Origin of the sequence: Kothea flammea (genome assembly GCF_052161645.1) — a bacterium.
In the GTDB taxonomy this organism is placed as follows: domain Bacteria; phylum Planctomycetota; class Planctomycetia; order Pirellulales; family Pirellulaceae; genus Laterigemmans.
Genome location: NZ_CP197414.1, coordinates 6929663 through 6954022 on the forward strand (window position 1 = coordinate 6929663; position 24360 = coordinate 6954022).

The 24360-nt window shown below is 57.6% G+C and carries 17 protein-coding genes and 1 pseudogene; 6 read left to right on the forward strand and 12 right to left on the reverse strand.

Annotation, left to right across the window (positions count from 1 at the left end; translation table 11 throughout):
- Positions 1-42: 42 nt before the first annotated feature.
- The 7 genes and pseudogenes from SH139x_RS25835 to SH139x_RS25865 form a co-directional block, all read right to left on the reverse strand.
- Positions 43-810 (reverse strand): ABC transporter ATP-binding protein, encoded by a 768-nt coding sequence (locus tag SH139x_RS25835; protein WP_488352622.1) that lies wholly within the window; start codon positions 808-810, stop codon positions 43-45.
- A 188-nt stretch (positions 811-998) separates the two neighbouring features.
- Positions 999-2003: a PIN/TRAM domain-containing protein gene (locus tag SH139x_RS25840; protein WP_488352623.1), complete on the reverse strand. Its 1005-nt coding sequence runs from the start codon at positions 2001-2003 to the stop codon at positions 999-1001.
- A gap of 157 nt (positions 2004-2160) precedes the next feature.
- On the reverse strand, positions 2161-3036 hold the full coding sequence (locus SH139x_RS25845) for a MerR family transcriptional regulator (protein ID WP_488352624.1): 876 nt from the start codon (positions 3034-3036) through the stop codon (positions 2161-2163).
- A gap of 157 nt (positions 3037-3193) precedes the next feature.
- Positions 3194-6178, reverse strand: a pseudogene (locus SH139x_RS25850) (vitamin B12-dependent ribonucleotide reductase); the annotation flags it as partial.
- An 814-nt stretch (positions 6179-6992) separates the two neighbouring features.
- Positions 6993-7904 carry a tRNA pseudouridine(55) synthase TruB gene (truB, locus tag SH139x_RS25855; RefSeq protein WP_488352625.1) on the reverse strand — a complete coding sequence of 304 codons (912 nt, stop codon included), beginning with the start codon at positions 7902-7904 and terminating at the stop codon, positions 6993-6995.
- Positions 7904-9727: a hypothetical protein gene (locus SH139x_RS25860; protein WP_488352626.1), complete on the reverse strand. Its 1824-nt coding sequence runs from the start codon at positions 9725-9727 to the stop codon at positions 7904-7906. Before SH139x_RS25860 ends, truB begins: the two co-directional genes overlap by 1 nt.
- Positions 9728-9779: 52 nt before the next feature.
- Positions 9780-11870 (reverse strand): hypothetical protein, encoded by a 2091-nt coding sequence (locus SH139x_RS25865; protein ID WP_488352627.1) that lies wholly within the window; start codon positions 11868-11870, stop codon positions 9780-9782.
- Positions 11871-12089: 219 nt separating this feature from the next.
- Here SH139x_RS25865 and SH139x_RS25870 point away from each other — a divergent pair, with 219 nt between their 5' ends.
- From SH139x_RS25870 to SH139x_RS25885, 4 genes are all read left to right on the forward strand, one after another.
- Entirely contained in the window at positions 12090-12980 is an 891-nt protein-coding gene (locus SH139x_RS25870) for a DUF1571 domain-containing protein (RefSeq protein ID WP_488352628.1), read from the forward strand.
- A gap of 124 nt (positions 12981-13104) precedes the next feature.
- Positions 13105-14268 carry a DUF6265 family protein gene (locus tag SH139x_RS25875; RefSeq protein WP_488352629.1) on the forward strand — a complete coding sequence of 388 codons (1164 nt, stop codon included), beginning with the start codon at positions 13105-13107 and terminating at the stop codon, positions 14266-14268.
- Between the two features lie 114 nt (positions 14269-14382).
- On the forward strand, positions 14383-15318 hold the full coding sequence (locus tag SH139x_RS25880; RefSeq protein WP_488352630.1) for an SPFH domain-containing protein: 936 nt from the start codon (positions 14383-14385) through the stop codon (positions 15316-15318).
- A 58-nt stretch (positions 15319-15376) separates the two neighbouring features.
- Positions 15377-16840, forward strand: coding sequence for a sodium/glutamate symporter (locus SH139x_RS25885; RefSeq protein ID WP_488352631.1), 1464 nt, complete (start codon positions 15377-15379; stop codon positions 16838-16840).
- Positions 16841-16857: 17 nt separating this feature from the next.
- Here the strand turns inward: SH139x_RS25885 and SH139x_RS25890 are convergent, their stop codons facing one another.
- Together SH139x_RS25890 and SH139x_RS25895 are read right to left on the reverse strand one after the other, a co-directional pair.
- A complete protein-coding gene (locus tag SH139x_RS25890; protein ID WP_488352632.1) occupies positions 16858-18021 on the reverse strand; it encodes a carboxylate-amine ligase in 1164 nt (387 codons plus the stop codon).
- A 53-nt stretch (positions 18022-18074) separates the two neighbouring features.
- Entirely contained in the window at positions 18075-18485 is a 411-nt protein-coding gene (locus tag SH139x_RS25895) for a hypothetical protein (RefSeq protein WP_488352633.1), read from the reverse strand.
- A 295-nt stretch (positions 18486-18780) separates the two neighbouring features.
- On the opposite strand from SH139x_RS25895, the gene ychF reads away from it, so the two are divergent.
- Positions 18781-19869, forward strand: a complete 1089-nt coding sequence (gene ychF / locus SH139x_RS25900) for a redox-regulated ATPase YchF (protein WP_488356096.1) — start codon at positions 18781-18783, stop codon at positions 19867-19869.
- Positions 19870-20047: 178 nt separating this feature from the next.
- Positions 20048-21799 carry a DUF885 family protein gene (locus SH139x_RS25905; protein WP_488352634.1) on the forward strand — a complete coding sequence of 584 codons (1752 nt, stop codon included), beginning with the start codon at positions 20048-20050 and terminating at the stop codon, positions 21797-21799.
- Between the two features lie 49 nt (positions 21800-21848).
- Here the strand turns inward: SH139x_RS25905 and SH139x_RS25910 are convergent, their stop codons facing one another.
- From SH139x_RS25910 to SH139x_RS25920, 3 genes are all read right to left on the reverse strand, one after another.
- Positions 21849-22133 carry a YciI-like protein gene (locus SH139x_RS25910; protein ID WP_488352635.1) on the reverse strand — a complete coding sequence of 95 codons (285 nt, stop codon included), beginning with the start codon at positions 22131-22133 and terminating at the stop codon, positions 21849-21851.
- Positions 22134-22139: 6 nt separating this feature from the next.
- Positions 22140-22997 carry a phosphoenolpyruvate hydrolase family protein gene (locus tag SH139x_RS25915; RefSeq protein ID WP_488352636.1) on the reverse strand — a complete coding sequence of 286 codons (858 nt, stop codon included), beginning with the start codon at positions 22995-22997 and terminating at the stop codon, positions 22140-22142.
- A gap of 159 nt (positions 22998-23156) precedes the next feature.
- Positions 23157-24356: a Tm-1-like ATP-binding domain-containing protein gene (locus SH139x_RS25920; RefSeq protein WP_488352637.1), complete on the reverse strand. Its 1200-nt coding sequence runs from the start codon at positions 24354-24356 to the stop codon at positions 23157-23159.
- Positions 24357-24360: the final 4 nt, after the last annotated feature.

Genomic DNA, 24360 nt, shown 5'->3' on the forward strand with positions numbered 1-24360 from the left:
TGACGTCAGCCAACTGGCAAACGTCGCGGGCAAACGCTCCGATCAAGGAGTGGCGGCGGGCTTGCCACCCGCGTTGGAACTGGTGAGGTTATGGAAGGCATCATCCAGGTCGCTCCCTCGCTCGCGAAGCCCTTCCACCGAACCGTCGTAAACCAGCCGGCCCTCGTTGATCATGACCACACGGTCAGCCATCGCTTCCACTTCCTGCAAGATGTGGGTGCTCAGCAAAATCGTTTTGGTTTCGCTGAGCCGCCGCATCGTCTTCCGCACTTCGCGAATTTGATTCGGGTCCAAACCGGCCGTCGGTTCGTCCATGATCAAGACGTCGGGCTCGTGCAGTAGCGCTTGGGCCATACCCACCCGCTGCTTAAAGCCCTTGGAAAGCTTACTGGTGGCTTTGTACATGACGGTCGACAGATCGCAAATTTCGACCACCGCCTCAATCCGCTCACGTTTGTACTTGGCGGAGAGGCCGCGGGCATCGGCGAAGAAATCGAGCATCCCGGCGGGGGTCATTTCCGGATAAAGGGGACCGTTTTCGGGAAGATAGCCCAGCATGCCGCTGCCAGCGATCCGATCGTTCAACATATCGTGCCCGGCTATTTTTGCTCGCCCCTCGGAAGGTGCGATATAACCGGTCAACATTTTCATTGTGGTGCTCTTTCCAGCACCGTTGGGGCCGAGAAAAGCGACCAATTCCCCTTCGTTGACCGTGAAGGTCACGTCACGAGTTGCCGCAAATGGCCCGTAGAACTTACTCAGGCCAATGGCTTCAATCATTGGCCGCCGAGCATCGGTCTTGTTGATCATGTGCGTCGATTGTCCGAGGCGAGGTTGCAAAATAATGCGTAACGGGAAAGCGGATTCAGCGAGTCGCCGACGTGTTTGGCGAGGCCTGACGAAATTCCACCTCGCACAATATAGCGGCCAACTCGATTCTCTCAACGCCGTATTACGTCGTCAACCGACCCTCTGTTCAACCAACCGGTCCGCAGACGCTAGGTGTCGAACCGGGCAAAAATCATCCGCCCCGCATTCGTCTGCAACGTGCTGGTGACGACCACCGGGACCTCCCGATTGATCGCTTCCCGCCCCCCTTCGACAACTACCATGGTGCCATCATCCAAATAGCCCACACCCTGCTCCTGACCCTCACCAGCTTTCAAAATCTTCAGCTGGAACATCTCGCCAGGCAGATAGGCGGGCCGCAGCGAATTGGCGATTTCGTTGAGGTTGATCACCGGCACGCTGTGCAGTTTGGCCACTTTGTTGAGGTTGTAGTCCCCCGTGACAATCTTTCCCTCCAAGTGTTTCGCCAACAACACCAGCTTTAAATCGACCGGATGCTGAGTCCACTCGGGCAACTCGCGATCAAAAATCTGCAAATCGACCTTGTCATCGGAGCGCAACCGATTCAGCACGTCCAAACCACGACGCCCCCGAGCTCGCCGCAGCTTATCGCTGCTGTCGGCAATCCCCTGCAACTCGTTGAGGGCAAAACGGGGAACAATTAATTGATTGTCAAAAACCCCCGTGGCGACCAAATCCTCAATCCGCCCGTCAATCGCCACGCTGGTGTCGAGCACCAACGGTTTAAAGCCTTTCACTTCCCGCACAAATTCCACGTAGGGAATCAAAAAACGGAAATCATCCTTGGTTTGCAGCAAGACGCTGACGCAGACGTAACACAGCAACATCCCGGTCACCAACTGCACCGCGTTGGAGTACTCAAAACGCTCCAACAGGGGAATCGTGGCGATCGAGAGCACATAAGTCAGCAACACGCCAATCAAGAGGCCGAAATAGACGGCCGTAATCGTGGCAATTTGCTTGCGACGTACGTAAATATCGGTGACGATCACGGCCAGCGCCAAGCCGACAACGCCACCAAACACGGTCCAGGGTAACCAGGCCGGCTTCTGCGAACCCAGCTGCGAGTTAACCAACGCGGAAATTCCGCCGGCTACTAACAGAAAAATACAACGAAGGATAATTAAGGCCATCGAATGGCAACGCCGCCTGAGCGTGAAATTGAGAACCGAAGAGACTGACTGGAATCCATTTCTTCACAAAACAGTCTATCCAAGTCTGGCAACAATTGTCAGTGGGAGAACCGTCACTCTGGGGGTTAACACGGAATTCACCAGTCAACTCGGACAGTTATTCCGGTTTTGCCACGAATTCGCCCGGAGGTTCAACGGGCACCGCAGATCGTTTTGCATGACGAAGCAGCTGAATTTCCGTCAAATATTTTCTCGGGTCGCCGCGAAAGATCATGCCCGGTCCCTTGTGGTAGACCTCTCGCGCGGGTGTTTCGTATTGCCAACCACGAGTGGCTGCCGACACCATCAGTTTTCGATAGCTACGATGTAAATCAGCGTAGGGCCCCGCGTGCAGCAATGCAATCGCTTGCCCGCCAGACAACTCATATATCTGCGAACCAGGCTTCGCGTTGCATGGCCGCACGGGAAACACCACCTCAAAGCTAGCGTCCGTATCTTTGAACTCTGAGTCCCAGCAGAGGATCATCGGTTTCCCGGCGATATATCGCCCATATTGCCGCGCGAGCTTGGCAAAAATCTTTCCACATTCTGCGTAAGCACCACGATATTTCATGCTGGCGACTTGCTGAGCAGCGACTTCGACAAGGCGAACCTCAAACCCCGCGACCTCGGCACGCTGCTCAGCCTGCCGCTCGATCACCAAGATTTCATCCAGCCGACGAAGCCTTTCACGATCATCACGCATCGCTTCCCGCAAGGCAACGCGACGCTGCTCAAGCATTTCAACCAACGTACCCGGTCGGAAGTCCACCGGCAATAACTCGCCTATCTGTTCGATGGAAAAGCCAAGCTCCCGCAACGTTTTGATCGCGATCGCCAATTCGACTTGGTCGGCAGCATAGTAACGATAGCCACTCGACGCATCGACCGAGGCGGGCTTGATCAGCCCAGATTCATGATAAAAACGCAGAGTCTTTATCGTCAGCCCAGTCAGCTTGGAAAACTCACCAATGGTTAACAGCCCATCATTCATCCTACTTGGTCCCCAAAGTGTTATCGCGGGAAGCTGAAACTACTCGGGCAGTTTACGGCCTCCCGTAACTGGAGAGTCAAGTCGGTGAACGATTAACAAAGGTAGCTACGCTGCGGTGACCGTAGCTACAGAAGATGCTGATAGCCGCTTAAGAAACCTAGCTGCAGCCCATGCTGTTGCCGCAGTTGTAACAGAGATAGCAATTGCCGTTACGCACGGTAATCATCCCGCAACCATCACAGCTGGGCGCGTCTCCCTGGAAATTGGCAAACTGGCTTTCCTGGTCACGGAGCGAGCCGGTCATTTCGATCGGCAACGCATGCCCATTACCATTGCTGCTGCCGTTTCCATTTTCCGGAGCGGGAGTTCGCAACACCAAACCGGCTCGACTCAACGCCTCGAAATCAACCGGAGGCAAGCCTTCGCCGGTGAACCTTGCCAACGTGGCAGGCGCCTCGCTGATCGGCCCATTGCCACCGAGCGTGGCGGTCGGAGTTTCGGAACCCACCGCTCGCGATGTGGCAGCGTTAGGGCCAGTGAGATTGGATCCATCGGCTCCGGTCGGCGCTTTGCGACCATATTCGGGATGCCCCGACAGGAAGGTCAAACCGAGCCAACGAGCAATGTAGTCGACAACGCTCTTAGCGATGCGAATATCTTTGTTGCTGGTGTGCCCCATCGGCTCAAACCGGGTGTGGCTGAATTTATTGACCAGCACTTCCAAAGGCACGCCGTACTGCAGAGCGATCGAAAGCGACGTCCCGAAGGAATCCATGATGCCGCCGATCGTGCTCCCTTCCTTGGCCATCGTGATGAAGATCTCACCAGGCCGACCATCGGGATAAAGCCCCACGCAGAGGTACCCCTCGTGTCCGGCAATCGAAAATTTATGGGTCACGCTCTGACGGGTGTCTTCCAAACGTTCACGACGCGGCTTGAAGACAACTTTCTCGACCGTCTTGGTGACCACTTTTTCTTCGCCCGCTTCGGCACCCTTGCCGTCGGTCGTGTTCAGCGGTTGCGATTGCTTGGAACCATCGCGGTAAATGGCGATCGCCTTCAGGCCCAATTGCCAGCCCCAGAAATAAGCGTCCGCGATATCTTGGGCGGTCACGTCGCTGGGCATGTTGACCGTTTTGCTGATCGCTCCCGACAAGAATGGCTGAGCGGCGGCCATCATGGTGACGTGAGCTTGCCAAGGAATACTGCGAACACCCCCGGCCGGTTTGAAAGCACAATCAAATACCGACAGGTGATCATCTTCCAATTCGGGAGCCCCTTCGATCGTGTCGTTCTCGTTAATGAACGCCACAATGGCTTCGATTTGATGTTGGTTATACCCCAACTTCCGCAGCCCGTTGGGGACCATGTTGTTGACAATCTTCAACATCCCGCCACCAGCCAATTGCTTGTACTTGACCAAAGCAATATCGGGCTCGATGCCGGTGGTGTCACAATCCATCATGAAAGAGATGGTGCCGGTGGGTGCCAATACGGTGGCCTGGGCGTTGCGGAACCCATGACGATCCCCCAACTCAATCACTTTGTCCCACAACTTGCGAGCCGCAACCTTCAGTTCGGCCGGCCCGTCATCGTTGATCTGCTCGACCGCTTCGCGATGCATCCGCATCACTTTCAACATCGGCTTTTCATTCTCACGGTATCCATCAAACGGACCCACCACCGATGCCAATTCGGCGCTGGTCAAATTCGCAGTCCCATGTAGCAAAGCGGTCAGAGAACCACACATCCCCCGCGCACCGTCGGAGTCATAAGCCAACCCGTTGCTCATGATCACGCTGCCGAGGTTGGAATACCCCAAACCGAGCGGCCGGAAACGATGGCTGTTGGCGGCAATCTCACTGGTCGGGTAACTGGCGTGATCGACCAAGATTTCCTGAGCAATCAAGAACAATCGCGAAGCCGCTTGGAAACGCTCCACATCAAACTTGCCATCCGCATCGGTGAACTTCATCAAGTTCATGCTGGCCAAATTGCAAGCCGTATCGTCCAGGAACATATATTCCGAACAAGGATTGCTGGCGTTGATCCGTCCCGAGTTGGGACAGGTGTGCCACTTGTTGATCGTGGTGTCATACTGAATGCCGGGATCGCCGCAGTGCCAAGCACAATCGGCCATCTGGTTGAGGAGTTCCTTGGCGTCATACTCAGGAGGCAAGCCGGTCGCCTTGTCGCTGACCCACTTGGTTTGCCAGCGTCGTCCGTCGCGGACCGCTTCCATGAACGGATCCGTAACGCGAACCGAGAGGTTGGCGTTCTGGAAACAAACTGACGCGTACGCTTCGCCGTTAAAGTTCGAATCGTAACCCTCGCGAATGAGCGCGTGGGCTTTCTTCTCTTCACGCCATTTGCACTCGATGAATTCCAAAATATCTGGGTGCCAGACTTTCAACGACTGCATCTTGGCCGCCCGCCGCGTCTTGCCGCCCGATTTGATCACCCCAGCGATCGAGTCGTAAACTCGCATGAACGACAACGGCCCCGATGGCGTACCGCCCCCCGACAGCCGCTCACGCTGCGACCGGATCGTCGACAAATCGGTGCCCGTCCCGGAACCGAATTTGAACAGCATCGCTTCGCTGCAAGCGAGCTGCATGATGTCTTCCATGTTGTCATCAACGCTCTGAATGAAACAGGCAGACCCTTGCGGATACTCATAAGGATTCTCAGGCTGCTCGACCGTCTCCGTCTCGCGGTCCCAACGCCAATTGCATTTCGTGCCAACGACGCCGTATTGATGATGCAATCCGACGTTGAACCAGACCGGGCTGTTGAACGAACCATGCTGGTGCAAACAAAGCCAAGACAGATCGCGGTAAAAAGCCTCGCCATCCTCGGCCGAATCAAAATAACCATCAGCCAACCCCCAGTCGGCGATCGTCCGCGTCACGCGATGAATCAACTGACGAACGCTCCGCTCACGCTCCTGCTTGTTCTTGGGATCACCATAAAAATACTTGCTCACGACCACGTTCGTGGCTAACTGACTCCAAGCGGCGGGAATCTCACAATCTTGCTGCTCAAATAAAGCCGCTCCCGTTTCGTCTTTGATCGTCGCCGAACGCAATTCCCAAGCCGTCGTGTCGAACGGCGAGTCGACGTCGGTCGGGCAGAAAATAGGAGCGACTTTCAAGCCGTCACGTTCGCCACGCAAGGCTTGGGTGAGCCGCTGACGAGCGTACTCCACTCCATGATCCAATTTTGGTTGGTCGGCACCGGGAGCCGTGGTCTTTGTTTGAGGGGCAGCAGTCGTAATCGTGGGAGCCATGAATGATCATCCTTGGGCCTTGACCAATTGACAACCTGTGCGGATGCCAGCGAGCCAACAGGCAGTTTCGAGAATTAGAGAACCAGTCGCGTGAACTGATGAGCAATGAACTAACGTATACCGCATTTCCTAGCGATGTGCAACGACAAATCTGGGTGGTTCCATCCGCCTTGTTCAAAGCATGTCGGTGGAGATATGTAGCGATCACGCAAGTCGCATGCCTACTACGGCTAGTAGCGACCTAAGCCAGACAGCACTACATCTTGTACGCACGTGATATTAGCGATCCTCAGCGGCTTGTCAATGAAAATTAACAATTGGTCCTAAGTCGCGGTTCATAAACAAGTTACGGAACCGACCCTGGCTGTTAAAATAGGCAAAATAGCTCGCCAGCCGAGTCGCAACTCGAGTCAGGTCGGTGAGTTACTGAAATTGATCCCGCGGTCGACAACACGGGGGACAACTTGTCGATTTTTTCAAATTTCTGAGAACAACCCACTGACTCGCAAAACGCGTCCCCAGGGATCAAACTGCAGGCCCGTGCGAATGCCGTGCAACGAGAGATTGCGCGAACCGACCCTGGCTCCCAACCGGTGGTGTCTAGCCTTCAGGCGATTCGGGGATGCCCTTGGCCGACTGAAGCCGGGACACCAGCATGCGCTGGTGTCTAGCCTGCAGGCGATCCCGCGGGAAAAACGCGTTTCGGGCCCCAGCTGCCTTCACGCGCGATCAAAATCGCTCGCAGCACGCCTTGCCGATCGACGCCCGCCCATTCGCCTCCAGGACTCGCCCCCGCCGGCTGCCAACCGTCGCGAATCGATCGCCCGTGGATCACTTCTTCGACTTCGCCGGCATCCAATTCAAACCGCCCCAACATGCCGACCCCGTCGACCAAGGGCCGCAAGCCGGCAACCAATTGCTGCCGCAGCGTGTCCGGATCACCGTCGATCGCCACCGCTTGCCCCGCCGCGAACGGGCCCACCGCCGTGCGTGTCAAATGAGTCATCACGGCGGTGGTTCCCAAGCGGGCCGCCAGATCGATGCCCAAGCTGCGAATATAGGTCCCGCTGCCGCAAGTAATTTCGGCGTCGACCAGCGGGTACTGGTAAGCGGCGATGGTAAACTGCTCGACCACCACTTGCCGAGGCCGCATCACTACCGCCTGTTGCTTGCGGGCCGCTTTATAGGCTGGTTGACCGGCAATTTTTACGGCCGAATGGGCCGGCGGTATCTGTTCAATCGTACCCGTCAAGCTGGCCGCAGCAGCAACAAGAGCTTGCAGACTGGGCACTGGCGGCTGGACGGCTGCGACCAGCGGCGTTTCCAAATCACCCGACGCGCTGGAGCTGCCTAACTGAAACCGCACTCGATAGCTCTTGGCATACAGGTGCAAGTAGGGGACGAGCCGAGCGGCTGGTCCCACCGGCACCACCAACACGCCCTCGGCCAACGGGTCGAGCGTGCCGGCATGGCCAACTTTGGCTGGTTTCAATTGGCGATACACGCGATTAACCACGTCTCGCGAGGTCCAGCCGACAGGTTTGTGACAGTTCAAAATTCCTTGCAGCCCGGCCGCCATCACTGCACATCCCAATTCGCTTGCTCGCCTCGCGAACGACCGGCTCTCAGCAACCGCCTCGCGTCGGTGACCAGCGGATCACGAAACTCCAGCCGCAACACACCATCGGCTTGCAATTGATCAATCGACGACTTGATCCGCTGCTCGATTTGGGCGGCAGCCACCTCCTGACGGCGTCGCCCCTGAACCCAGGTAATCACCAACATGGCGAACAGCGCCGTGGGTAACAACGACAACAGCAAACTGGTAAACACCATGCCAAAATCGGGATGCGGAAACTCCGTTAAGTTGCTTTCCAGCGAGCTGAGTGTCTGCAAACTGGCTTTTCCGTAAGCGTGATAGAGGGCCACGATCGGTCCGGCCAGCAGCAACCAAAAAATGGCCGTTCCCAGCATCGCCAGCAATTGCACCGAGCCACCGCGCGGCGCGGCGGCCACGACTTCGGCGTCAAAGATCTGCTGCGTTTGCTCCCGCAGGCTATCGATTCCCATCAGCCGCACCGGCGGGCTGGTCGCCGACTCTTCTTCGCCCTCGTGGGGCAACGGTTGATTGGGCCGCAAGCGAGCCAGCTCGGTGTGAAAACGATTCACCAGCGGCACGATTCTGTCAGCAATCATGGCGGCCGAGCGTTGGCGAATTCCCAGCGCCGCCTCGCTGGCATCCTGTCCCTCGCGAAGATTTTTCAGCCCCGCCCAAGCCGATCCAACGAGCGACGGCAAGCTGCCGGAGAGGGCTAAAATCAGTCGATCCCAAGCCCCGTGCGTGAGATTCAGCAACCCCAACAGAGTGCGATAGGGAAACCAGATCGCCGCCGTGCCAACCATCAGTTCAGCCCGCAACCGCGAACGAATTCCAGCCCGCAACGTTTGCCCGCTGCCGATTAACTCGACCGCCACGTCGTACGGCAAACGATCGGTCGCGGAATCCAAGTGTTCCAGCGCCGTGGAAAGTCGCGGCAGTTGATCGGCGAGCCGTTGACGAATCTGCTGGGTGAACCGTTCGCGAGCCGCTTGCAGGCGTAAACTCCGACGTCGATTTCCCAGCTCGCCGACCGCCAAGTGGGGACGCAACAGAGCGCGGATCTCGGCAATCGCTTGCTGGCCAATGGTCGCTTCGTCGGCATCCCCCAGCTCGAAGTCGGGGACCAGCACGGCCGACAGGACTTCGCCGCGGGGAGCTGCCAACCGCAACCGCGTGACCAGGGCATCGACGTCGCCGCGGAGGTTGGCATCTTGTAAGTCACTGCGGATTGCCGTGATCACGGGTAACACCAATGTGCCCTCGCCGGCGGCTGCCAACCGCCCCGGCACCTCGCTCCGCAATTGCTGCCGGCGAATCACCATCACCAACACGCTGGACATGGCGACGGCTCGTTGTGCGGCTTGCGCCGTGGCTGGATCGAGATCGGTCGCTCCGGGCGTGTCGACCAACAAGTAACGACCGCCCAGTTCGGTCATCGATTCCGCGGCGCAGTGCAGATAAGTTTCATATTGGCTATCGATGCCGGCCGGCGGTTGCGGCCCGACCCACACCAACCGCCGGGTGGCGTCGGACTGCGTATCGCCGCTGGGTAAAGCCCGCCGCACCGCTTGATCGTCGATAAACTGACGCACCAACCAACTTTTACCCTGGCCGGTGGCCCCCACGACGGCGACCATCGTAGCGTCGGGAGTGCGTTGATCGTGGATCCAACGCACCGCTTCGGCATGGTCGTCGCAGAGATCACTGATCGCCCGCCCAGCCGGACTGTCGCCTAAGACGTGTCGCGCCGCGCGACGAATCGCGGCCGCGGAGAGATCCTCGAAATCATCAATATCACTCATGGCTGGCACTCATGGCTGGCTAATCACGTTGCTGGTTTGCTGATGAAGCGGACTAGCGGGCTAGATGCTGGGACAACTCGGCGAGAAACGGTTCCCGCAACCGCCACAACACGAGTGTCTCTTCGGGGAGCACGCGTTGTGCAATCGTTGGCGGCGGCAAAGCCACGGTTTGGGAACCGACGGTCAGCTGCAACGGCTGTTGCTTGGCATCCCAGCGGGGAACGCCGAGGGTGTCCGACAAAACGGCCAGGAAGTTACTGACTTGCTGGCGAGCCGCTTGCTGTTCCACATCGACGATCGCCAAGCCACCGCCCCAGGCGGCGCCCGCCAACGAAACGCCAGCCGCCAAGAATAATTCTTTCAACGAAGCGGCCAGCAGCACGCCCGAACCGCCGAAATCGATCGGCACCATTAGCGCCGCGCCAAAGGCGGCGAAGACAATCGCCAACGGGGTCAGCCCGGCTTTGACTTTTTTCCTGACCGGCATTTTCTGCCATACCTCCTCGACGGCCGCTTGCAACCGCTGCGGGTCGAGCGAAGTAAAATCCTCATCATTAAAGCGGTCGATCGCTCGCTCGCCGCGAGCTGCCAATTGTTCGTCGGTCTGCACCGAGGGAAGATCGGTCAGATCGAGACGAGCCGTGATGGCGTCGCGGAGGCGAACCGGTGTCAGCAGGCTGCCTTGTTTGCCCTCGCGAAATTTGGTGCGAATTCCTTCTGCGGCATCCTCGGCGACTTTGCCCGGCGTGAAGCGTCGTACCAGATCATTCGTGCTCCCCCAAAATCGTCGCAGCCGCGAATTCAGCCGCATCCCATAGCGGGCGTACCAGGGTGCCGCATCGGCAAAGGCTTGACTCAACTGACGGACGATTCGCGCCGATTGATGCAGCCGCAGCTCGGCGATTTTGCCCCCCGGTTCACGACGCGCAAAGAAGTCGAGGATTGCCAATAACAACTCCTGGCGAATCGCTTGAGCGCCCCGTTGGCTTGTCTCAGCGGCCTCGGTCAAGCGATCGACCCCTTGCTCCCATAGCGCCACGCGGAGGCGATTTTCGAGCGCCACGCGGACTTGATGAAAAAGTTCGGCGTGATCCAAAGCGGTCGGCAGCGCAATTAGCAAGCGTTCCCGCATCTGAGCTTCGGGGATGGCGGCTGGTGGATTGTCATCGGGATCCTCCGCCACGCGAAAAAAGACTGGCAAGGGTTCTTCATCGACCGGCAGCGGTTGGTCAATTAATTTGGGAATAAAAGGCTCAGTCCCGGGAACTTCGTAATCGTAAGCTGCATACAGCCCATCGACGCGATGATGATTGACCAACTCGCGGGTGTTGCTCCAGACCGAATCGGGCGTTTGCCGAGGACGAACTTTGTTGACGGCCAACAGTCGGGGCACGCCGGGCATCAGTTCGGCAGCGATTCGCAACAGATCACCGAGCGTGGCATCACGAATCGACTCCGCCCCAGTGACCACCACGAACGCGCTGCACAGCGTGGCCGCCCGCCGCAGCAGTTCCCTCCGCAACTCGGGTGCTCCGCGGCCAAAGGCGGCATCGGAAACGATGTCGGGACAATCGAGCAGGCCAACCCCGTGCTGATCCAGCCCCTCATCGGTGGCCACCAACGGCACGGCCAACGCCGCTTCGCCACCACTGATATTGTTGTATTGACGATGTGCTGCATCGACTTGTTCGGAAAGCATCTCGGGAGGCTGTCCCAACGCTTCGCCAATCCGCCGCATCAGCAAACTCCACAGCTCACTGTCTTCCCGCCAACGACTGGGCAGCCACAGCACAAAACGGTGCGTCCCCTGGGCGTTGGTTTCGCCACGCAGCACACGAGCCCGCCCCCGTGGACTCAAAAAAGTCGACACCAGGCTGGTCTTGCCGCTGTTGAGCATCCCGGCGACGGCAATTGTGGGGTACCGTGAGAGGGGCTCAGCCGCTTCCAATTGCCGCCCAGACGCCAGCGCGTTGGCGGCCGCTTGACTGTCGACTCGCTGCAGCGCCTGCAGAAAACTCTCGCGTTTGGCCTCCGGATAGTCCCGCTCAACCGCCGCCCGGCGATCGTCGTCCTCAAGCAGCGGTAGCAGCTGAGACCACCGCACAGAGGGTGGAGTTTCCGCGGAACGACCAAATCGAAACATACAGCAGGGGGCTACCAGTGGAATGGACAGAACAATGCGAAGGATGACAGTGTGACGGATAAGCAGGATCGGTACGACCCGCAGCATTCAACCCACGAGCTAGTTATCATGATGTATCAGCCGCCTACATTTATCAGCTTTCTATCGTAACCAGGAAGACGCCGGTCGCACATGCGGCAAGATTTCGCCCGAACACTCGCAATCGCCCCTTAGGTGCTCATGACCCTCAAGTCGCTGTTGAAATGGTTGCTGCTGGCCCTGCTGCTGGTGATCGCCGGAGTTTTGCTGTGGAAGTGGCGAGATCGCCCCCCTCAGCCCCCGCCACCACCACCCGCGGCAGTCGATGTCGACACCCCCGGCACGCGTGCGGTTTCGCTTGAAGAGGCCCTCGATTTGGCCCGCCAAGCGTTAACGGCCATGGAAGACTCGCTGGTCGATTATCGCGGCCGCATGACCAAGCACGAGATGGTCGGGGGCGAGCTGCTGCCGAAAAATGAAATCGAATTCAGAATTCGCACCCGCCGGGCCAACCCCACCAAGCCGGCGGAAAATCAACCGATGGCGGTCTATCTGCACTTTCTCAGTCCCGCATCGGTGGCCGGTCGAGAGGTCATTTGGCGAGAAGATCAACTCGATGGCAAATTAGTTGTCCACGAAGCCGGTCTGCTGGGAAAAATAAAAGTCCCACCGCTCGACCCCAGCGGCTTTCTGGCCATGCAGGGCAATCGCTATCCCGTTTCCGAGATCGGCTTTAAAAACCTGGTCCGCGAATTATTGCGACGCGGACAACAAATCGAAGAACTGGGTGGGGCCGAAGTCACCTTGACCGACGACTACCGCGTGGGTGATCGCAAATGTTTGCTGCTGCAAGTCCGCCCCCAGTTCCCGCCATCGAGCGGCGATCCGCTGGGGATCGAATTCACGCTGGCGGAAATTGCCATCGATATGGAACGCCAGATACCACTTCGCTACGCCGCCTTCGGCCCGCCCGCCGAAGCAGGAGGGCCGCCGCAACTGCAAGAAGAATATGTCTACCTCGATGTCCAACTCAACACGGGGCTGACCGCCAATGATTTTGACCCCAAGAATCCTAATTATAATTTTCCCTAAACACCTTTCGATTATGTCAGCCGTTGAGTGGAACCGCACGCTGGCGCGCCAGCGGCTGGTTCCGAAGTGTGCGACAAGGTGTTCAAGTTATGTCACTCACTCACTCACCACTGCAGGTCTGAACGTGTGCCAATATCTATTCAATAAAGCGATCGCAAACCGGTCTCCACGACGCGCCGCGGCATTTGCCCGCTGCTGGGTTCTTTGCTGCCTGCTGCTGTTCCTGCTCACCACCCCCGCTCGCGGGTGGGCAAAAGTGGTGACGGCCAGCGAGCAAGGATTTGAAATCACTCACAGCCAAGTGGTACCGGTATCGGCCGAGCGAGCTTTCGCGGCATGCTTTCAAGTTTCCCAGTGGTGGAACGCCTCACATACGTACTCGGGAAAAGCTGAAAATCTCTCCCTCGAGCCTCGCGTCGGTGCCCCACTGTTGGAACAACTAGCCAATGGCGGAGCGGTCGAGCACTTGCGATTGATCGCAATCATGCCGGCGAAGAGGATCAACTTGCAAGGCGCGCTGGGCCCACTTGCCGTCGACGGGATCAGCGGTTCACTGGTGATGCGTTTTGATCAGGATGAGACCTCGCAAGCAACCACCATCACCTGGAGATATTCGGTAGGAGGTTTTCGCCCCGGCGGTTTCCAAGAGCTAGCCCCAGCGGTGGATGGCGTGCTGGGAATTCAATTAACTGGTCTGACAAACTTCTTGCTCAGCGAAACGCCAGCAGCGGCAAAAACGATGGAAACGGCAGCAGTTTCTCCGCCCGTCGCCGGTCTCAAGCAACTCACCCCGCACACTTATACGTTCGCCGATGATAAGGCCGACGAGCAAGAAAAGGCCGACGAGCAGGGCGAAGCAGACAACCAAGCCGAAGCCGACGGCGTCAAGATTGAGGCCTTTGATTTTATTGTCGGGCATTGGTCAGGCAGCGGACTGGGAGGGATCTGCGAGGAGACTTGGCTGCCTCCCTTGGCTGGTGAAATGCAAGGCATGTTTCAATTTGTCAACCAAGACCAAGTCCAGTTTCGGGAACTGTTTGCCCTCCGCCGCACGGATTCTAAATGGCTGCTGACGCTCAAGCATTTTGATGCGGCAATGACGGGTTGGGAAGAGAAAGCCGAGACGGTCGATTTCCCCTTGATCGCGGTCGGGAAAAACACCGCCTGGTTTAAAGGCTTGACGATGCGCCGCGTCGATGCGGAGACCCTGATCGTCCACGTGGCGATGAAGCAGGCCGATCAATCTGCCAAGGAACTGACATTCGAATATCGTCGCAAAACGCTGTGAGTTATTTTCTCGCGCCCCGTGCGACGCTATTTCACGCCTATAGAAGCTGTGCCGAGCAACGGCTATTTTAAATTGCATCCATCAGGCTCTTATTTTCTAAGCAGTGAAAGAATCATGGTAAAAGAAAAAGAATTTACACCGCTGGCGGGCTGGGTTCCGTTGTCGATCGGTTTGTTCCTGATGCTATCGTTCTTCATCTGTTTGGGTGTGGGCGGCATGATCAGCGACACGGCGATGGGGATTGGGGCAATCGTGGGTGGATTGCTAGCGTTTATCGGTTTTTTTGGCCTGTTCGGTTTGATGGCAATCGCTCCCAATGAAGCGCGTGTGCTGTTGCTGTTTGGCGAGTACCGGGGGACGGTGAACAGCTCGGGTTTTTATTGGGTCAATCCTTTCTACACCAAGAAGAAGATCTCGCTGCGAGTCCGCAACTTTGAGACGGGAGCAAATTCAACCCCCGAGAAAAAAGATGCCGCCGGCAATATTACACAAGCGAAATCACGCACCGGCGGCAAGCCCTCCAAAGTCAATGATCGCGACGGTAACCCAATTGAAATGTCTGCCGTCGTCGTTTGGAAAGTCACCAATACCGCCGAAGCAATGTTCGAAGTCGATGACTATGAAGATTTCGTGCAAGTGCAAAGCGAAGCCGCCCTGCGAAACTTGGCGACGCGATATCCATACGACAGCGAGGACCACGAACTGTCGTTACGAGGTAACCCGTCGGAAATCTCAGAGCAACTAAGAACCGACATCGACGAACGGCTCGACAAGGCAGGAGTGACGGTCATCGAAGCTCGCATTAGCCACTTAGCGTACGCGCCGGAAATTGCCGCTGCCATGTTGCAACGCCAGCAAGCGGGCGCTATCGTGGCGGCTCGCACCCGGATTGTGGACGGCGCGGTGGGTATGGTCGATATGGCCATGCAGCATTTGGAACGCGATCAAATCGTGACGCTCAATGAAGAACAGCGGGCGGCACTGGTTTCCAACCTGTTGGTCGTGCTCTGCGGAGACCGACATGCTCAACCAGTGATTAATACAAATTAGATATCAATCACGAAGATTGATATCTTGAAGACATCGATCCACGTCAACTAGCGATGCCATGACCGGGGCCATAATTTTTGTCATCGTGATGTTGCTGCTGGGCCTCGTGTGTCGCCAGCGGGTGCCAATCTTTCGCTGGATGTTTATCCCCGCCTCGGTGATCGCCGGGGCGGTCGGCTTGCTGATCATCCAATTAAGCTTGCGGTTGCCGGGCGAGCTGGAGCTTGCGGAACTGGCCGACCAGTTGAGCAGTTGGCCGGGCTGGTTGATTGCCGTCGTGTTCGCCGGTTTGCTGCTTGAGCGACGAGAGGGGCAAGGCGGGGTCAGCCCGCGAAGGACTTTAAGCCAAGCGATCATGGTTTGGATCATTGTGCTCGGCCAAACCGCCACCGGCCTGTTGGTCACTTGGCTGTTCGTACAGCGCTTTTACGATGTGCCCAATTCCTTCGGCATGTTGATCGAGACCGGTTTTGCCGGCGGGCACGGCACGGCCGGTGCGATGGGCGAAGTCTTTGCGCATCCCACCATCGATCTGGCCGGCGGACTCGACTTGGGCTTGATGATGGCCACAATTGGGTTGGTTTACGGAGTGGTGTCGGGCATCGGCTGGATCAACTTGGCCGCTCGCTGGGGATGGCTGCAAAGACCAGCTGCGACGACTCTTACGCCAGCCTCAACGGCGGGAAAAGAGGCTCCCGCACCAAGGCCGCTCGGTTACGAAATCCTCGACCGCGAAGCGATCGATCCGTTGCTGCTGCAAGCCCTCTGGCTGGGGCTGGCCTTCGCCATCGGTTGGCTGCTGCACACGGCAGTGGCGACCGGCAGTGAATGGCTCGATTCCCCCGCCGCGGTGGCGTCACAATTACCAGCAGAATCCCAGCCAGCAGAATCCCAGCCGGAAGGGGCCGGGCTGACGGCGGGCGAGCAACAATTGGGCAAGCGTTTGAGTTGGAGTGCCGTGCTGGGAGGTTTTCCGCTGTTCATTTACACCTTGGCTGGTGGTTGGATGGTGCGGCGGGCGTTGGTTGCTTTGCGGCTGGGACACTTGCTGGACACGCGAGTCTTGAAAAGTTTGACGGCGATTGCCATGGACATCTTGGTCGTGGCCGCCATGGCGTCCTTGAATTTGACCACGGTGGCGACGTTATTCATTCCACTCACGGCGCTGTTGTTGGCCGCCTTTGTTTGGACTGGCGTCTGTTTGCTGGTGTTGTCCAAGCGGATTCTCCCGCCTCAGCACTGGTTTGAATTGGGATTAATCAACTACGGCATGTCGACGGGAACGACAGCCACGGGGTTTGTTTTGCTGCGCGTCGTCGATCCGCATTTGCAGACTTCGGCGGCTGAGGATTATGCCTTGGCGGCGCCGCTATCGGCACCTTTCATCGGCGGTGGGATTGTCACCGTGGGGCTGCCGCTGTTGGTGCTCGAGCGAGTGCCCATCTTAGCCAGCATCGCGGTCGCCTGGTTGCTGGTCGCTGGCTTGGTCGTGCTGGGGATGCGATTGCAACGTAGAGTTTGAGCGAACAGGAGTTGCACTTAACCCGCTTCACGATCGCTGATCGCACCTGCTTGATCGGTCCCAACGGCGGTTTCAGTCGCCAAACCGCGGACGAGCTGGGCCCAGTCACCTGTTTGATGTAAACGTCGTTGGCGGGCCGCGCCGCCACCGAGTTCGATCATGCGGCGCACGATCTCCGAGACGACTCCGTGATCACCGTAACGTTCCAACGGATCGCGAACGAACTCCAGCAACTGTTCCATGTGATCGCTAGCGGTCACTTGAGCGCACGCCAGTGGATCGAGTAGGTGATCGGAGAGTCCATAACGGGCTGCTTGCCACATCGCCACCCGTACCAACTCGGGGCGCACTCGAGGCGACTCGCGTCCAGCAATGATGTCACTCAGGCAGCGTTCGACCAAGGCGCGGATCAGACCGGTCACGGCAACCGCTTCGTCAACTCGCGTCAACACATCCATCACCCGAAACTCAATCGTGGGAATCTTTTCGGGCAGCCGCACATCCCAGTAAATGCGAGTCGCATCGTTGATCGCCTGGCAGCTGACCAGTTGCTGAATGCATTCTTCATGCGCGTTCAAATCGGGAAACCAAAGGGGAGGCCCAGCCATCGGCCACTGCACCCACAGCTCCCGCCGATAGCTCGCGTAGCCCGTATCTTCGCCTCCCCAAAAAGGCGAATTCGCGGTCAGCGCTTGCAGGGCGGGCAACCATGGAGTCACGCGATTCATCACTTGGACTCCCAATTCCCGGTCCGGCATATCGACATGCACGTGACAACCAAAGATAACCAAATCGCGAGCAATCTGTTGATAGCGATAGGACATGCTGCGATAACGCTCTTTGGGAGTCACATCATCGATGTTCGTGTGCCCCAAAGGGTGCGTACCAGCAGCCACTAATTCGGCCCCCAATCGCCTCGCGGCCGCGATCAAACGGCCACGAACTTTGGATATCGAATCGGCAACTTGAGCCAGTGACTCGCAGACGGGCGAAGCCATTTCGATCTGCGTCAAATGCAACTCGTGCTGAATCGCCGCTCCGTCCGGATCCTCGCCATGGCCCCCCGAACCGAGCAGCGACAAGACTTCGGCACAATCGGGACGGAGTTGACCGCTGAGCCGGTCGACAAGTTGATATTCCTCTTCAACGGCAACGCGCAACGGTCGGGGCGATGATTTCATGGACTCGAAAAAAGGGCGGTGCGGAATGACTCAGTAAGGCACAGCCTCCAATTCTAGCGGGACAGCTGGGCGGTTTCCTCCCTCCCTGTAAAACCATCGGCAATACCATCAGCGAAACGGTCAGCAAACCGTCGCATCGCGATGGCCAAGCGAAAGTGCAAATCGAGCAGATCGGCTGTATCAAAAATCTGTGGATCGGGACGATCGAGTGGCCCGGGACCTGCTTGCGGCACCGTACCTGCGGGCTTGTGACCACGCTCACTCACGCGAATCGTGGAATCCAACCGCAGCAGTGCTTCAATCGCCAAGTGATCACGACGTTGGTTGTCGCTCAGCCGGTTGTCATCAAATACCCAGTGGCTGGGAGTCAAGAATCGATCCAACGCTTCGCTGGCGGCGGTCTCCGCGTCGTTGGCGGTCACGATTTCGCAAATTTCACCGCTGGATACATAGAATTTAGCCATAACTGCTACCGTCCTTGCACTATGAAAAACTGGGGACAAACACCCTGGGATGGAAACTCGCGGCGGCAACCAGTCGGCGAACGGTGGGGAGTTCAGCGGCTGGCTGCTGTTGCCATGGCAGAAGTTATCGAGCATCCCTGTGACACCTTTGGTCACACTCGCTGAATTTTCTCAAAAAGTTTTTTCAGCACACATCTTTGGCCAGTCCAGCCGACTATGGCAAATCTGCCTCGGGGAGTACGATTTCGGGGACTGCATACCAGGAAATTACTCCAGCATAGGCTCAGCGACGAACATGGAAGCGGGAATTGTAGGGTTGCCGAATGTCGGCAAAAGTACGCTTTTTAACGCGCTCACCAGCAGTGCGGCTGCCCAAAGCGCCAACTACCCCTTCTGCACGATCGAACCCAACGAGGGTGTCGTCAGCGTCCCCGATCCGCGTTTGGGGCGGATTACGGCGAAGATCAAAACGCTCAAGGTCATCCCCGCGGCGCTCAAATTGGTCGACATCGCCGGGATCGTCAAAGGGGCCAGCGAAGGCGAGGGGCTGGGCAACAAATTCCTCAGCCACATCCGCCAAGTCGACGCCATTCTGCAAGTCGTCCGCTGCTTTAGCGACCCCGACGTGATCCATGTCAGCGGAACCGTCGATCCCCTGGCCGATATCGAAATCATCGAACACGAGCTGATGTTTGCCGATATCGAATCACTCGAAGGCGCTTTGGCAAAAGCCGAACGTACCGCGCGGAGTGGCGACAAGGACGCCAAACTGCGGATCGTGGCCATCCAACAGTGCATCGAACATCTTACTAATGAAGCACCGCTGCGAACGTTAAAGCTACCCGAGGATCAAGCCCGCTCGATCTCCAGCTTCGGGCTGTTGTCGGCAAAGCCAATTCTCTACGTGGCCAACGTCGACGATGACGACTTGCTGGGTGAACACGAACTGGCCCAGAAAGTTCGCGAGTACGCCGAGCAAGTGGGTGCCGGTTTCGTGCCGGTGTGCGCCCAGCTCGAAGCCGAGATTGCCGAGCTCGAAGAAGACGACCGCAGCGAGATGCTCGATTCGATCGGCTTGACCGAACCGGCGCTGGCCAAGCTGGCTCGCGAGACCTATCGCACGCTGGGGCTGCAAAGCTATTTCACGGCGGGTGAAAAAGAAGTCCGCGCTTGGACCATTCCAATCGGCGCTACGGCTCCCGAAGGGGCTGGGGTGATTCACACCGATTTTCAAAAAGGCTTTATCCGCGCCGAGGTTTACTCGCTCGAAGATTTGGAAACCTACGGTAGCGAAAAAGAGATCCGCGCCGCCGGCAAATTGCGCGTCGAAGGAAAAGCGTACATCATGCAAGATGGTGATATCTGCAACTTCCTTTTCAATTGAGAACCCGATCCGAAAAGCGCTAGCCGCGGTTCCCGCCTTGAACCGAACCCGTCGCGCCCAACAAACGGTGGCTAGCGCCAAAACCGCTAACGGGTAACTATGGGTCGGTCAACTAGTTAAACTAGGCGAACCGTAAAATTCGTCTCTTACCCGCCCGATCGCTGACAGAGTCCTCCGCATGCTTTCCTCCGCTCGCTGGTTTCAATCGACGACGCTCACCTGCTTGATCGCCAGCTGGTTACTGACTGCCTCGCTTGCCACAGCCCAGGATGCAAGCAAGCAAGATTCAGCAATCAACGAACCAACGTCTCCTGGGCTGGGAACATGGGTCCAACGTTTCAAGGCGGATCGGGACGCGCTTGAGTTCAAGTATCGCGAGCCTCTGTCGCCGGAAAAGAAAAACCGGCTGGTCGCTTTCTATCGCGCTTATCAGGCCGATCTAAAACGGATCGACCCCAGTCAGCTGGATGTCGCTGCCGCGGTCGATTATGCCTTGATGGAGAATGAACTGACCTACCAGCTGGCGATTGCCAAACTGGAATCGGAACGGGACACGCTCGCCATGTTTTGGTTACCTGGCGTCGATTCCCTGGTGGAAATGCTCGAACAGCACGAACGCCTGCACACGATCGATGCCAAGGCGGCTGCGGAACTGATGGTCGACGTGCGTGAGCAATTGGCCGCGGCGGCCAGCGCCGACCAGCGTCAAGTTTCTGTGGAACAAGCCATCGCCGCGGTCCGCGCGGCCGAGGCGCTGCAGACTCTGCAACGTCGTTTGGCCGCGATGCACAAATTCTACACCGGTTACGACCCGCTCTATTCCTGGTGGTGCAACGTGCCTTACGAGCAATTGGTCAAACAACTTGAGCAGTCTCGTGAAGCGATCCGCAAAGCTGGCGGTGATGACAACGACCCCGACAAGATTATCGGCCAACCCATTGGCGAAGCGGCGATGGCGATCGAACTGCAGCACGAACTGATTCCCTACTCGCCCGCCGAATTGATCGAGGTTGCCGAGCGGGAGTTCCGCTGGTGTGACGAACAAATGCTGGCAGCCTCACGCGAATTGGGCTTCGGCGACGACTGGCGAGCGGCGATGGAAGCTGTCAAAGAGCGTCACGTCGCACCGGGTCAGCAACCGGCCATGATCCGTGACTTGGCCGAAGAGGCGGTCACCTTTCTCCGCGATCGCAATCTGGTCACCATCCCACCGTTGGCTGCGGAAGTTTGGCGGATGGAAATGATGACCCCGGCGCGGCAACGCCTGAATCCCTTTTTCCTTGGCGGCGATACCATCATCGTCTCGTATCCCACCGATACGATGACGCATGAAGAAAAACTGATGAGCATGCGCGGCAACAACGTACACTTTGCCCGCGCCACGGTCCATCATGAATTAATTCCCGGACACCATTTGCAATGGTTCATGATGGAGCGATACCGGCCATACCGCAAAGTTTTTGAAACGCCGTTTTGGATTGAAGGCTGGGCGCTCTACTGGGAAATGCTGCTGTGGGACAAAGGCTTCGCTCGCTCCCCCGAAGACCGGATTGGCATGCTGTTCTGGAGAAAGCACCGTTGCGCGCGGATCGTATTTTCGCTAGGCTATCAACTCGGCCGCATGACTCCCGAAGAATGCGTTGATTACTTAGTCGATCGCGTTGGCCACGAACGGCTCAACGCGGCCGCGGAAGTCCGCCGCAGCGTGATGGGTGGCTACAGCGCACTCTATCAGGCGGCTTACATGCTGGGCGGATTGCAACTGCGTGGCCTCCGCGAAGAGTTGGTAGACAGCGGCAAGATGAGCGAAGTTGATTTTCACGACGCCATCCTCCGCGAAGGCCCGATCCCCATCACCATGGTCCGCGCCATGCTGACCAACACACCGCCCGATCGCAGCAACCTCAACAACTGGCGATTTGCCGATTGAGCAGGCTCGATAATTGCACCGCAGTCAGCAAACCGCTAGTCCGCAAGAGTCACAGGCCGCAGCCGGCGACGGCGGTCCAATTGCGAACTCGCCATTGAGTCACTAGCCCGTGATGCACATAAGGATCGGCTTCCGCAAAGGCTTTGGCAACTTGCTCGGACTCACCGCGAAAAATCAAGATGGCTCCATCGACGGGATCTGCTAGCGCTCCGGCGAGTACCAATTCGCCCTTGTCTGCCGCAGCGCGGGCGAGGGCCAGGTGCTGCTCGCGGTATGGTTGCCGACGCTCGACATAATCCGCGACTACGTCATAAAACAATATGTAATAGTTCATAAAACCTTATTCACTGACAATCGTGTCAAACTGTGAACCGCGGCGAATCTGCACGAATTCGCTGACTTGTCGCGTGATCGCTGTTTCAGTCGGCAAACGCTCCATCGAACTGGCGCCGTAAAACCCATCGACGCAATCAAGTTCCTGCAGGACAAACTCGGCATCGGCCGGCATCGCAATCGGCCCGCCATGACACAGCACCATCACATCCTCGCGAACCGTTCGCGCCGCGTCGGCAATCGCTTGAATGCGGGGCAAACAGTCCTGCAGCGTCAAAGCGGTGCGGGCGCCGATCGTTCCGCTGGTGGTCAGCCCCATGTGGGCGACAATAATATCGGCTCCCGCTTCGGTCAGCACTTTGGCTTGCGCTGGTTCAAATGCGTAGGGTGTCGTTAACATATTCAAGGCATGGGCCGCGGCGATGCAATCGACTTCCAGCGAAAACCCCATGCCGGTCTCTTCTAGATTCGCGCGGAAAGTGCCGTCGATCAACCCCACGGTGGGGAAATTTTGAATCCCGGCAAACCCCATCGCTTTTAGCTCCCGCAGGAAATGGTCGCGGAGCATCAGCGGATCGGTGCCGCAAACACCGGCGATCACCGGAGTGTGCTGGACTGCGGTCAGCACCTCGTGGGCCATTTCTTTCACAATCGCGTTGGCATTGCCATAGGGCATCAAGCCGGCCAATGAGCCGCGTCCCGCCATCCGGTAACGGCCCGAATTGTAGATCACGATCAGATCAATGCCGCCAGCTTCCTCACACTTCGCACTGATCCCCGTGCCGGCACCACCGCCAATAATCGGCAGTCCGTCGGCGATTTTGTTGCGCAACCGTTCGAGAATAAACTGTCGTTGTTCGGCCACCGGATACTCCGCAAAATGGTTATTAAAAGATTGGTTAATTATAGAAGTCTTTCGGTTATACCAGCCGTTGAGCGCTAGCTCACGGTTCCGAGGAACCGGACGCTAACGCATTCCGGTTGATTCCGTTTTCTCTAATGCCTTTATCGGAGGCGCCTTTTCCTACACAATCGTCAACGCGTGAAAATGCTCCACGACGGCCGTGGCAAACTCCGGGTCATTGATATGATACGGCAGATGAATCATCTGATGCTGCGGAGAGCATTGCAATTGTTGATGCAACTCCGTGAACAATGCTTGATTGGCCGCTGGATCATAAAAAGGTTGTCCCGGCGCATCGAGCAGCGAAAGCCCCCGCTCGGGAACCAACAAAGTATAAGGTGCCGTGGCTTGATTTAATTTTCCAGCGAGCCAGCGAGCAATCGAGCGATTTTCTTCGACATTTGTTCGCATCAAAGTGACCTGCGCGTTGTGTGCGTGCAGCAGGCGATCGCGAAATGACTCGGGAACGGTCTCCATGGCACCGAAGTTAACCATGTCCAGCGCTCCGAGGCTGAGCAGCAAGGGAATGCCTTGGCGAAGCGTCGCCTCAAAGCGATGGGGGCCAGCCGGAAATACGCCACCGACAACTTCATCAGCCACCTCGGTGGTCGTAATGTCCAGCACTCCGCGAATCAGCTTAGCGGTAACTAATTGCTCCATGGTCTGGCCACCGATGCCAGTGGCGTGGAACACCAGGCAATCATACCCGGCAGCGGTTAGTTGCTGACGGACCTCCGTGACACAAGGCGTGGTCACACCAAACATGGTCAAGCCAACGGCAACCCGTTCCGGTTTCGCGGGCACATCGTGCATCACCATCCCGGCGATCGCGTTGGCCGCGTTCGCCAGGATCCGTTCGGAGACCGCGTTAATGCCAGCCACATCGACGACGGCGGGCATCATGGTGATATCGCTGCATCCGACATAGGGTGTGGTGTTTCCGCTGGCCACGGTGGAGACCATGATTTTCGGTAAACCAATCTCCAGCCCCCGCATGGCGGCTGTAATTAACGCCGTCCCCCCGCTGCCGCCGATGCCGATGACTCCCGCCACATGCCCTTGCTGACAAGCTTGCTGCAGATAAGTCTTCAGTGCTTGCCCCATCAGCGTGACCGCCGTTCCCCGCTCACACCCAGCGGGCAAAACTTGTTGATTCAGCACCAATTCGCGCGGGATATCGGGCACGACGGTGGGAGCCGCCAGGGTCCCCACGTCGACCATGCGAACGCGGGCACCGGCCGCTTTGAGGCAATCGGCGACGAAGGCCAACTCCTCTCCCTTCGTGTCCATGGTGGCGATAGCGTAGACGGCTGGTTCCATGCAA

What these genes read in the sequence shown, in the direction of transcription:
- SH139x_RS25840 (WP_488352623.1), bottom strand. Translation starts at nt 2,003, where the DNA reads ATGGCCTTAATTATCCTTCGTTGTATTTTTCTGTTAGTAGCCGGCGGA.
- ychF (WP_488356096.1), top strand. Translation starts at nt 18,781, where the DNA reads ATGGAAGCGGGAATTGTAGGGTTGCCGAATGTCGGCAAAAGTACGCTT.
- SH139x_RS25835 (WP_488352622.1), bottom strand. Translation starts at nt 810, where the DNA reads ATGATCAACAAGACCGATGCTCGGCGGCCAATGATTGAAGCCATTGGC.
- SH139x_RS25890 (WP_488352632.1), bottom strand. Translation starts at nt 18,021, where the DNA reads ATGAAATCATCGCCCCGACCGTTGCGCGTTGCCGTTGAAGAGGAATAT.
- SH139x_RS25920 (WP_488352637.1), bottom strand. Translation starts at nt 24,356, where the DNA reads ATGGAACCAGCCGTCTACGCTATCGCCACCATGGACACGAAGGGAGAG.
- SH139x_RS25905 (WP_488352634.1), top strand. Translation starts at nt 20,048, where the DNA reads ATGCTTTCCTCCGCTCGCTGGTTTCAATCGACGACGCTCACCTGCTTG.
- SH139x_RS25895 (WP_488352633.1), bottom strand. Translation starts at nt 18,485, where the DNA reads ATGGCTAAATTCTATGTATCCAGCGGTGAAATTTGCGAAATCGTGACC.
- SH139x_RS25910 (WP_488352635.1), bottom strand. Translation starts at nt 22,133, where the DNA reads ATGAACTATTACATATTGTTTTATGACGTAGTCGCGGATTATGTCGAG.
- SH139x_RS25885 (WP_488352631.1), top strand. Translation starts at nt 15,377, where the DNA reads ATGACCGGGGCCATAATTTTTGTCATCGTGATGTTGCTGCTGGGCCTC.
- SH139x_RS25860 (WP_488352626.1), bottom strand. Translation starts at nt 9,727, where the DNA reads ATGAGTGATATTGATGATTTCGAGGATCTCTCCGCGGCCGCGATTCGT.
- SH139x_RS25880 (WP_488352630.1), top strand. Translation starts at nt 14,383, where the DNA reads ATGGTAAAAGAAAAAGAATTTACACCGCTGGCGGGCTGGGTTCCGTTG.
- truB (WP_488352625.1), bottom strand. Translation starts at nt 7,904, where the DNA reads ATGGCGGCCGGGCTGCAAGGAATTTTGAACTGTCACAAACCTGTCGGC.
- SH139x_RS25865 (WP_488352627.1), bottom strand. Translation starts at nt 11,870, where the DNA reads ATGTTTCGATTTGGTCGTTCCGCGGAAACTCCACCCTCTGTGCGGTGG.
- SH139x_RS25845 (WP_488352624.1), bottom strand. Translation starts at nt 3,036, where the DNA reads ATGAATGATGGGCTGTTAACCATTGGTGAGTTTTCCAAGCTGACTGGG.
- SH139x_RS25870 (WP_488352628.1), top strand. Translation starts at nt 12,090, where the DNA reads ATGACCCTCAAGTCGCTGTTGAAATGGTTGCTGCTGGCCCTGCTGCTG.